Annotated in this window: 10 protein-coding genes; all 10 read left to right on the top strand. The window is 45.2% G+C overall.

The window, feature by feature from the left end:
- Positions 1-494 (top strand): ATP-binding cassette domain-containing protein (locus AC1DWN_RS19885; RefSeq protein WP_477560642.1); only part of this gene is annotated, 494 nt, incomplete at its 5' end.
- A gap of 219 nt (positions 495-713) precedes the next feature.
- Positions 714-1,871 (top strand): acyl-CoA dehydrogenase family protein, encoded by a 1,158-nt coding sequence (locus tag AC1DWN_RS19880; RefSeq protein WP_477560641.1) that lies wholly within the window; start codon positions 714-716, stop codon positions 1,869-1,871.
- Positions 1,872-1,886: 15 nt separating this feature from the next.
- A complete protein-coding gene (locus tag AC1DWN_RS19875) occupies positions 1,887-3,056 on the top strand; it encodes an acetyl-CoA C-acetyltransferase (RefSeq protein ID WP_477560640.1) in 1,170 nt (389 codons plus the stop codon).
- Positions 3,057-3,084: 28 nt separating this feature from the next.
- Positions 3,085-3,945 carry a 3-hydroxybutyryl-CoA dehydrogenase gene (locus tag AC1DWN_RS19870; RefSeq protein WP_477560639.1) on the top strand — a complete coding sequence of 287 codons (861 nt, stop codon included), beginning with the start codon at positions 3,085-3,087 and terminating at the stop codon, positions 3,943-3,945.
- 23 nt (positions 3,946-3,968) lie between these two features.
- On the top strand, positions 3,969-5,114 hold the full coding sequence (locus tag AC1DWN_RS19865; RefSeq protein WP_477560638.1) for an acyl-CoA dehydrogenase family protein: 1,146 nt from the start codon (positions 3,969-3,971) through the stop codon (positions 5,112-5,114).
- Positions 5,115-5,146: 32 nt separating this feature from the next.
- Positions 5,147-6,034, top strand: a complete 888-nt coding sequence (gene prpB / locus AC1DWN_RS19860; protein WP_477560637.1) for a methylisocitrate lyase — start codon at positions 5,147-5,149, stop codon at positions 6,032-6,034.
- Positions 6,035-7,156, top strand: coding sequence for a bifunctional 2-methylcitrate synthase/citrate synthase (gene prpC / locus AC1DWN_RS19855; RefSeq protein WP_477560636.1), 1,122 nt, complete (start codon positions 6,035-6,037; stop codon positions 7,154-7,156).
- Between the two features lie 27 nt (positions 7,157-7,183).
- Entirely contained in the window at positions 7,184-8,626 is a 1,443-nt protein-coding gene (locus tag AC1DWN_RS19850) for a bifunctional 2-methylcitrate dehydratase/aconitate hydratase (RefSeq protein WP_477560635.1), read from the top strand.
- Between the two features lie 162 nt (positions 8,627-8,788).
- Positions 8,789-9,385, top strand: coding sequence for a YitT family protein (locus AC1DWN_RS19845; protein ID WP_477560634.1), 597 nt, complete (start codon positions 8,789-8,791; stop codon positions 9,383-9,385).
- A gap of 123 nt (positions 9,386-9,508) precedes the next feature.
- Positions 9,509-9,700, top strand: a complete 192-nt coding sequence (locus AC1DWN_RS19840; RefSeq protein ID WP_477560633.1) for a hypothetical protein — start codon at positions 9,509-9,511, stop codon at positions 9,698-9,700.
- Positions 9,701-9,787: the final 87 nt, after the last annotated feature.

The following is a 9,787-nucleotide window of genomic DNA, read 5'->3' as shown; positions in this document are numbered from 1 at the left end:
GCGGGAAATCTACTTTAATTAAGGTTCTTACCGGCCAAGATCAGCCTGATTCAGGTGACGTATTGTTCGGAAAGGGAGTCAGTTACGCTTATTTCAACCGGATGTGGGACGAGCTCGATTTAAAGGATACGGTTAGCCATGCTGTAAATATATATGGGCTCGGGCTGGATGCACCGCGTAAGAAAGTAAACAAGTTCCTGTCGATGCTGCAGTTCTCGGAAGTGGATTTAAGTAAAGTAATCGGAAACCTGTCTGGCGGACAGCAAGCGCGTGTAGCCTTGGCGAAGTGTCTGCTATCGGGTGCCGCTGTGATCATCTTGGATGAGCCTACGAATCATCTTGATCTGACAAGTATTCAGGTGATGGAGCAGGCTTTAATACACTTTCCTGGCGCTGTGATTACGGTAAGTCATGATCGGTTTTTCATCGATAAGATCGCGACGAAGCTGCTGACGTTTGAGCCAGGCAAAGGAATTACACAGCAGAGTTTATAGGGCAACTTAATCTAAGTGCGAGTAATTAATGACATTAATATTCAATAACATTAACGTATTTCCTTGCGAAAAGGGAATACGTTTTTCTTTTGTCGTCACATCGAAAAGAGACTAATAATTTCCGAACATTCAGTTATTTTTAATTAGGCTCCACTCATATAATACGCTAAACGCGGAAACCGTCGAACTTTGTCCACTTGGAATCAGAGGAGGAGGGAGATGCTTTTTTCTTTATCCAAGGAGTTAGAAATGACTCGTAAGGTCGTAAGGGATTTTGCCGAGAAGGAAGTCGCTATACAAGCCAGAGATCGGGATGAGGAGGAGCGTTTTGATCGCAGACTTTTTATGAAAATGGGAGGTTTGGGCTTTGCAGGAGTACTCTTGCCTGAGCAATATGGCGGGGTGGAGAGCGATTTTTTAACCTTTACTATCCTATTGGAAGAACTTTCTAAGGTATGCGCATCGACGGCAGCTGTATTAGCTGCTCATATCGTGTTTGCAACGTTGCCTCTTTACAAATTTGGAAGCGAGGAGCAGAAGAGAGGAACGCTTGAGCAAGCGGCACAGGGGACGATGCTAGGCGGATGCTGTTTTCCGGAATTTGATAAAGACCAATCTGACAAAACGAATAAATCGGATATAGAGATGGGAATTACAGCTCATAAAGTTGGAGACGAGTATATTTTGAATGGCGGTCATTCACTCGTTATAAACGCGGGTACAGCGGATTATTATGTCATTTATGTAGAGCGGCAAGGATCAAGCCGAAAGGGAACCAGCAGTGCTTTTATAATTGAACGTGATCAACCAGGACTGTCTATCACGGCAAAGACGAGCAAGCTCGGGCTGCGCTCTCTCATTACTGGAGTAATGAAACTTGAAAATTGTAAGGTTTCGGATCGGAATAGACTAGGTAAAGAGGGACAGGGACAGGAGATTATTAACTCGATTGTAGATAGGGGTCACATTAGCGCAGCGGCACAAGCGGTTGGTCTTGCACAAGGGGCGTTGGATGCGGTCACTGCATATGCCAAGGAACGCCGGCAGTTTGGCATACCAATCGGACGACAGCAGGGTATTTCGTTCAAGCTAGCCGATATGTCGGCGAAGATTGAGGCCGCAAGGCTTCTCACCTATCAGGCCGCTTGGCGTCTGGACGAAGGCTTATCCTTCAGTAAGGAGGCAGCTGTAGCGAGGGTGTACGCCACTGATATGGCGGTGTCCGTTACGATAGATGCAGTTCAAGTTTTTGGGGGGTACGGCTATATGCGAGAATATCGAATGGAGCGATTAATGAGGGATGCCAAGTGTTTACAAACAGAGCTCGGAACAGGAGGCTTGAAAACGGATTGCATTTCACGCATCTTAATGGCCTAGGGGGCGGGATGTAAGATGCGCGAGACAGTGATCATAGGTGGGGCAAGAACCGCTTTCGGTAAATTCGGAGGAATGTTTAAGGATGTTAAGGCTGTTGAACTCGGTGCGACAGCGCTGAATGGTGCGATTAAGAAAGCTGCAATAGATGATGCGAGTGTAGAAGGTGTCATTATGGGAATGGCTCTTCAGGCAGGAGCCGGACAACTGCCATCGCGGCAAGCAACTAGGCTGGCCGGTCTGGATTGGAGCATCCCATCAGAGACGATTAATAAAGTATGCGCCTCAGGTATTCGAGCAATTACATTAGCGGACCAAATTATTCGAGCCGGAGATGCTAATATCCTTCTAGCTGGTGGGATGGAAAGTATGAGTAGTGCTCCATACTCTATTCCAAACGCTAGATGGGGCAATCGTATGGGAAATAAAGAGCTAACCGATCTCATGCTTTATGATGGCTTACAATGTGCATTTGCTCATGTGCCTATGGTTGAACATGGCGACCGTGTAGCAGCAGAGTACGGAATCAGTCGAGCAGCACAGGATGAATGGGCGCTGAGGAGTCACTCATTAGCGATTTCAGCCATGCAGAGGGGGCTATTTGCCGAAGAAATTGTTCCATTTACTGCTGCTTTATCGCAAATTGTTCAAGACGAGTGCCCGCGAGCGGATACAAATGCAGGGAAGCTTGCGACACTTCCTCCGGTCGGGAAGAAAGGCGGCACGATTACAGCGGGAAATGCTCCCGGTGTAAACGATGGTGCTGCCGCAATGGTGCTAATGTCGGGCGATGAAGCGGCTAAGAGAGGTATTAGGCCGATGGCAAGAATTATCGGTCACGCGGTAATCGGGACAGAAGCGGCTTACATTGCTACAGCTCCAGCACTTGCGATTCGAAAGCTCATTTATCAAAAAGGGATTAAGCTTGCTGATATTCAATTGTTCGAAGTCAATGAAGCATTTTCGGCTGTTGTTCTAACCTGCGAGAATATGCTTGGGTGGGATCCGAAGAAGGTTAACGTAAATGGGGGAGCTATAGCGTTGGGGCATCCGCTTGGGGCAAGTGGGGCGAGAATCGTGCTTACGTTAATACATGAGCTGATGCGACGAGGCGGAGGACTTGGTATTGCTGCGATTTGCAGCGGCGGAGCACAAGGGGATGCTCTATTAATTCGAGTAGATGGTTAAGGCTGGCTGAAGACTGAGGTGGATATAGGTGGAGATCCATAAGATCACGGTTGTCGGTGCTGGACAAATGGGCAATGGCATTACTCAAATACTTGCCCAAAAAGGGTTTAAAGTAAATCTATATGACAACGATCAGAAGGCAGTAGCCCGCGGATTGCTAGCAATCGACAAGTCTTTAAACAAATTAGTTGCTAAAGACCGTTTGACAGAAGAGCAAAAGAAGAACATTTTCAATCACATAAAACCATCTATAGACTTGGTAAACGCTAAGGATTCAGATCTCGTTATTGAAGCGGCCCCCGAAAATATGATTTTGAAAAAAACATTGTTTAAAGCATTGGATCAGGTCTGTATGCCCCATACGATTTTGGCGACGAACACCTCTTCACTGTCTGTTACAGAAATAGCTGCGGCAACGAAGCGGGCAGAACAGGTAATTGGCATGCACTTTATGAACCCTGTACCGGTCATGCCGCTCGTAGAAGTAATTAGAGGAGTGGCAACCTCAGATGATACTTTCGACTGCGTAATGACGCTGACGAAAGCAATAGGGAAAACAGCAGTTGAAGTGCGTGACTTTCCAGGCTTCGTATCTAATCGTGTGCTCATGCTGATGATTAATGAAGCGATATTCACTGTATATGAAGGCGTTGCTAGCCCGGAATCCGTAGATCAGGTCTTAAAGCTTGGCATGAACCATCCTATGGGACCACTCGCGCTCGCTGATTTTATTGGACTCGATACCTGCTTGGCCATTATGGAAACTTTGCAGCAGGGCTTCAGTGATAGTAAATACAGGCCATGTCCGTTACTCCGCAATTATGTAAACGCTGGCTGGCTCGGTCGAAAGACTGGACGCGGATTTTTCATTTATGAGGCTCCGGGGTAGGTTTGGGGAAGGAGTGCCTGAATGTGGAGCTCCGATTTACGAAGGAACAAGAACAACTTCTGATTAAGGTTCGTCATTTTGCGGAAACAGAAATTATCGCTGCTATAGCTGTTATGGAAAGTGATGATGAGTTTCCTTCAGCATTGATTAAAAGAATGGCTGAGCTGGAGCTGATGGGCATTCCAATACCGGTAAAGTGGGGTGGAGCGGGATCGGATTTTATATCTTATATCCTTGCCATTAACGAAATATCGAAAGTCAGCGCCGCTGTCGGTGTGATTTTATCTGTGCATACGTCAGTGGGAACCCTTCCAATCGTTCAATATGGTACAGAAGAACAGCGGATAAATTATGTTAGCAAGCTAGCATCAGGACAGTTTTTGGGCGCATTTRCGTTAACGGAGCCTCATGCCGGCTCAGATGCTTCTGCTATTCGTACTTCAGTAGTACGCGATGGAGAGCATTACATTTTGAATGGATCCAAGGTATTCATCACAAACGCAGGTGCCGCGGATATTTATATCACGTTTGCAGTTACTGACTCCTCCTTGGGAGCGAGGGGAATGACCGCATTTATTTTAGATAAGGATACACAAGGCTTTCGGATCGGAAGGAAGGAGAAAAAAATGGGCCTTCATGGCTCTAACACCTGTGAGTTGTTTTTTGAACAGATGAGGGTTCCTGTTAATCAAAGGCTGGGCGCTGAAGGTGAAGGCTTTAAGATTGCCAAAGGCTCGCTGGACGGAGGTCGAATTGGCATTGGGGCACAAGCGCTTGGCATTGCTCAGGCAGCTCTACAACAGTTAGATCAACATTTTAAATTACGAAGTGAAGTGCAAGTTGTGAAATCACGCAGAAAGCGGTCGTTGCATGATGAACGGTTAGCCGATTTAACTGCAAAGGTGGAGGCGGCTAGGCTGCTCGTCTATCGCGCCGCTTATTTACGACAGGTAGGATTACCGTGTACAAAGGAAGCGTCTATTGCAAAAATGATTAGCTCCGATACGGCGGTTGAGGTAACTAGTGAAGCTGTCCGGTTATTGGGTGCGGATGGGTGCAGCAAAGAACTGCTAGTAGAACGTTTGTTTCGAGACGCGAAAGTAACGCAAATTTATGAAGGGACTAATGAAATTCACCGTATCGTGATCAGCAGTCAGCTGCTGAAATAAAGGCTCTTTATTTTTTTAAAGGCGGTGACGGAATGAGAACTTCTCCCGGAACGCATTTGCGGGATGCTGTTGCTATAGAAAAGCCGCTGCAAATCACGGGTGTCATTCATGCTTACTCTGCCATTATGGCGGAGCGGGTTGGGTTTCGTGCTTTATATGTATCTGGAGCGGGTGTATCAAACGCTTCTTATGGACTGCCCGACCTTGGCATTACAACATTAAACGATTGTTTAGAGGATGTCAGACGAATCACTAGCGTAACCGAACTTCCTGTGCTGGTCGATGCCGATACCGGATTTGGGGGCGCTTTTCAGATTGAGAGAACCGTTAAGCAAATGATTCGTGCGGGGGCAGCGGGTATTCACATTGAAGACCAAGTATTGGCCAAACGCTGCGGGCATCGTCCGAATAAAGTGATAGTCAGCAAGGACGAAATGGTTGACCGTATAAGAGCAGCTGTTGATGCACGGGATGATACTCAATTTGTTATTATGGCACGAACAGACGCTCTAGCAGTAGAAGGTATGGATGCGGCGATTGATAGAGCCAGTGCATGTGTGGAAGCGGGAGCAGATATGATTTTTCCCGAGGCGGTAAAGAATCTGGAGGATTACAAACGGTTTGCTGATGCGGTAAAGGTTCCGGTTCTTGCGAATATTACGGAGTTTGGACAGACGCCGCTCTTTACAGTTGAGGAATTAAGTGAAGCGGGGGTAAGCTTGGTGCTTTATCCTTTATCTGCCTTTCGTGCGATGAATGCAGCAGCACTTCAGGTTTACCGCGCGATTCGAGAGCAAGGAACACAGAAAAAGGTTATCGATCTCATGCAGACGCGAGCAGAGCTTTATGATTTTCTTCATTATTTGGACTATGAACAGAAGCTGGATCAGCTGTTCGGATCAGAAAGGAGAGATCCCTAGATGGCGATTAACAAAATCGGCGGCCTTGCCGATGTAATTGCTGGGCAAACAGCGATCTCCACAGTAGGCAAAGAAGGAAAAGGTTTAACTTATCGCGGTTATTCCATAGAGGATCTTGCGAATTACGGCACTTTCGAAGAAACAGCTTATTTGCTCATCAATGGAAAGCTGCCGAATGAAACAGAATTAGAGACATATAAGAACAAGCTTTCAAGCTTAAGAAGGATCCCTAGTGGATTGCAAAAGATACTTGAACAATTGCCGAGCAGCACCCATCCTATGGACGTCATGCGAACCGGAATATCCGCTCTAGCTGCATTTGAACCGGAGACAGAAGGACATAGTGCTTCGGATATTGCCGATAGACTAATAGCGTGCAGCGCATCTATGCTTTTATACTGGTATCACTTTCATACCCATGGAAAGAAAATCGATACAGAGTCAGCTAGCAAAAGTGTCGCCGGTCATTTTCTCCATCTACTGCACGGACGTCAGCCGAATTCGCTTCACGAGCAAGCTTTAGATGCATCACTTATTTTGTATGCAGAGCATGAGTTTAATGCGTCTACATTCGCAGCGCGCGTAACAACTTCTACCTTGTCTGATTTTTACTCGGCTATAACGACTGGTGTAGGAACGCTGCGCGGCACATTACATGGAGGAGCGAATGAAGCAGCTATGTCATTAATCGAGCTGTTTGATTCTGTTCAAATAGCTGAAACTGCTATTATGCAGATGCTTGTTCAGAAGAAGCTCATTATGGGCTTTGGCCACCGCGTTTATTCAGTCTCTGATCCAAGGTCAGCTATTATTAAAAAATGGTCGAGAAAGCTCTCTGAAGCCGCAGAAGAAATGAAGCTCTTTCAAATATCTGAGCGTATTGAGCAGGTGATGCAGCGGGAGAGGAAGCTGTTTGCTAATCTGGATTTTTATAGCGCTTCAGCTTATAGGACGATGGGAATTCCCACTGCTTTATTTACCCCGATCTTTGTCATATCACGAACAAGCGGTTGGTCAGCTCATATCATCGAACAGCGCGTTAGTAACCGATTAATTCGGCCGAAAGCTGATTATACCGGACCTGACTTGAAGCTTTGGCAGGCAATAGATAACCGATCCTGATGGGAGGCAGGAAGAGAGGAGAGTCTCATGTCCACAATTAGTAATAACGACAGGCCAGAGCCTGATCAATTGCTTGTGGAGATTGCGGATTATGTATTGGATTACAAAATACAAAGCTTGGAGGCTTACGATACAGCTAGGTTATGCCTCATGGATACGTTAGGATGCGGTATACTCGCTCTTCGGTATCCCGAGTGTACGAAGCTGCTCGGACCTGTCGTGCCCGGGACAATCGTTCCTAACGGCGCTCGTGTGCCAGGAACTTCATTTCAGACAGACCCCATTACAGCAGCATTCAATATTGGATGCATGATTCGCTGGCTCGATTATAACGATACATGGCTAGCGGCAGAATGGGGCCATCCGTCCGATAATCTTGGTGGCATTCTTGCTGTGTGTGACTATTTAAGCCGAAGAAATATCGCTCAAGGCAAAACACCGATTACTATGAATGATTTACTTGTTGCTATGATTAAAGCACATGAAATCCAGGGTATCCTTGCTCTTGAAAACAGCTTTAATCGGGTAGGACTCGATCATGTTATTCTCGTTAAGGTTGCTTCAACAGCAGTAGTCACTCAGTTGCTCGGCGGATCGAGGGAGGAAGTCATCAATGCCGTTTCCCATGCTTGGATCGACGGGCATCCGCTCCGAACCTATCGACATACTCCGAATACGGGATCAAGAAAGTCTTGGGCAGCAGGAGATGCAACTAGCCGAGCTGTTCAACTTGCGTTTCTGGCTGTAAAAGGTGAAATGGGATATCCTTCTGCATTAACTGCACCAACCTGGGGATTTCATGATGTTTTATTTAAAGGGAAGCCTATCGCACTCAAACGGCCCTATCAATCTTATGTTATGGAAAACGTACTCTTCAAAATATCTTTCCCAGCAGAATTTCATGGTCAAACAGCAGTCGAAGCCGCGATACAACTGTATCCTTTCCTAATTGGTAGACTTGGCGATATTGATAAAATTGAGCTCACAACGCATGAATCTGCTTTGAGAATCATTGATAAGACAGGACCGCTCCATAATGCTGCTGATCGAGATCATTGCCTGCAGTATATGGTAGCAATCGCCCTTCTCCATGGAACGCTGACTGCTGATCATTACGAAGAAAGAGCTGCCCTGGATCCGCAAATCGACGAGCTGCGGCGGAAAATGGTTACGATCGAGGACACTAGCTACTCGCAAAACTATCTGGATGAAAACAAACGATCAATTACAAACGCGATTCAATTGTTTTTCAACGATGGGACTTCAACGGAGAAGGTAGAGGTCGAGTATCCGATCGGACATCGTAGAAGGCGATTTGAAGCGATTCCGCTGCTTGAGCAAAAATTTGAATCGAGTCTGCGCAGTCGTTTTCCGCCAAAGCAAGTAAATGCCATTTTAAAACTTTGCTACAACCAAGAAGAGCTCGAAAAGACTCCCGTGCACGAGTTTGTTGATTTGCTTTGTATTTAAACATAAAAGACTATGATGGAGTCCCACTAATGAAAGACTAATGGTGGGCTCTTTTTGTATTTTCTAAAAGCATCAAAGCAGAAAATTTCTCATTCAATGGACAGGTCCTGCATATATATCAGACAGGCCCTTTTTGTCGCAAGGTCGGGAGGAATAATTGAGATGCTGTCTTTAAATAAGATCATCGCCATTATAGCGGGTAGTATTTTAATCGCGATTGGTATTAATTTTTTTCTAGTACCATTAGGTATTTTAGATGGCGGAATTATAGGTATCGCTCTTATTATCAATTATTTATTTCACATTAAAATCGGGCTTGTTATGATTCTGTGTAGTGTGCCGATATTTGTGCTAGCCTGGTTTTATGATCGAGATTTAGTATATTTAAGTATAAGCGGCTTGCTATTTTCAAGTTATGTCATCGATTTTATGGAGCCTTATCAATATTATTTTAGTTATTATATTGAATGGACGGAGTTCACAAGATCAGTGATAGGCGGATTCTTTATAGGTACAGGAATGGGAATTATGCTGCGTTATGAGAGTTCTACCGGTGGTATGGATTTGCTCGCGGATTTTGTATCTAAGATTCTCCCTATAAATGTCGGCATCATTATATTAGCCTTTGATCTGCTAATCATTAGCATTGGTGAAATATTGCTTCCTGGAGATACTTTCTTCTTATCTTTAATGACCATTACAGCTGGTGGAGTTGCAACGAGTCTATGTACATTAAACAGACCAAAGAAGGTTCACTAACAATAGTACTGCTACGTCAGTCCAAATCGATTAATAAGCGAATGCGATACATATTGCTAGGTTGGTGTATTCACACTATACTGTAATTAGCACACTTGGATAACAAAGAAGGTGRGCACGGAAATGTTACGTGGTTGGAAGCTGTCTCTTTTTGGTATACTTATAGTAGGAGCAACGGCAATCATTGCTCCGATGTTCGATCTCATCCCAATTAAAAAGTCTGTTCCACTTTTTATATTGTTTGTGATGTTCGTTGGCGCTCTTGAATTAATGGAATGGTTAAAGCGAAATAGGAATCTACGAAAGTTTAAATAACGGAGTGGACTGCATCGCAATTACACAAGCAGAGGGGTAAATTATTAATGGTAAAAGCAAGAAGTAAAGGCGTAACACCTGACGAAA

The organism is Paenibacillus sp. P4_A7, from assembly GCF_056402455.1.
This window is presented reverse-complemented; position numbering and strand designations above follow the sequence as displayed.

What these genes read in the sequence shown, in the direction of transcription:
- AC1DWN_RS19880 (WP_477560641.1), top strand. Translation starts at nt 714, where the DNA reads ATGCTTTTTTCTTTATCCAAGGAGTTAGAAATGACTCGTAAGGTCGTA.
- AC1DWN_RS19875 (WP_477560640.1), top strand. Translation starts at nt 1,887, where the DNA reads ATGCGCGAGACAGTGATCATAGGTGGGGCAAGAACCGCTTTCGGTAAA.
- prpB (WP_477560637.1), top strand. Translation starts at nt 5,147, where the DNA reads ATGAGAACTTCTCCCGGAACGCATTTGCGGGATGCTGTTGCTATAGAA.
- prpC (WP_477560636.1), top strand. Translation starts at nt 6,035, where the DNA reads ATGGCGATTAACAAAATCGGCGGCCTTGCCGATGTAATTGCTGGGCAA.
- AC1DWN_RS19850 (WP_477560635.1), top strand. Translation starts at nt 7,184, where the DNA reads ATGTCCACAATTAGTAATAACGACAGGCCAGAGCCTGATCAATTGCTT.
- AC1DWN_RS19845 (WP_477560634.1), top strand. Translation starts at nt 8,789, where the DNA reads ATGCTGTCTTTAAATAAGATCATCGCCATTATAGCGGGTAGTATTTTA.
- AC1DWN_RS19840 (WP_477560633.1), top strand. Translation starts at nt 9,509, where the DNA reads ATGTTACGTGGTTGGAAGCTGTCTCTTTTTGGTATACTTATAGTAGGA.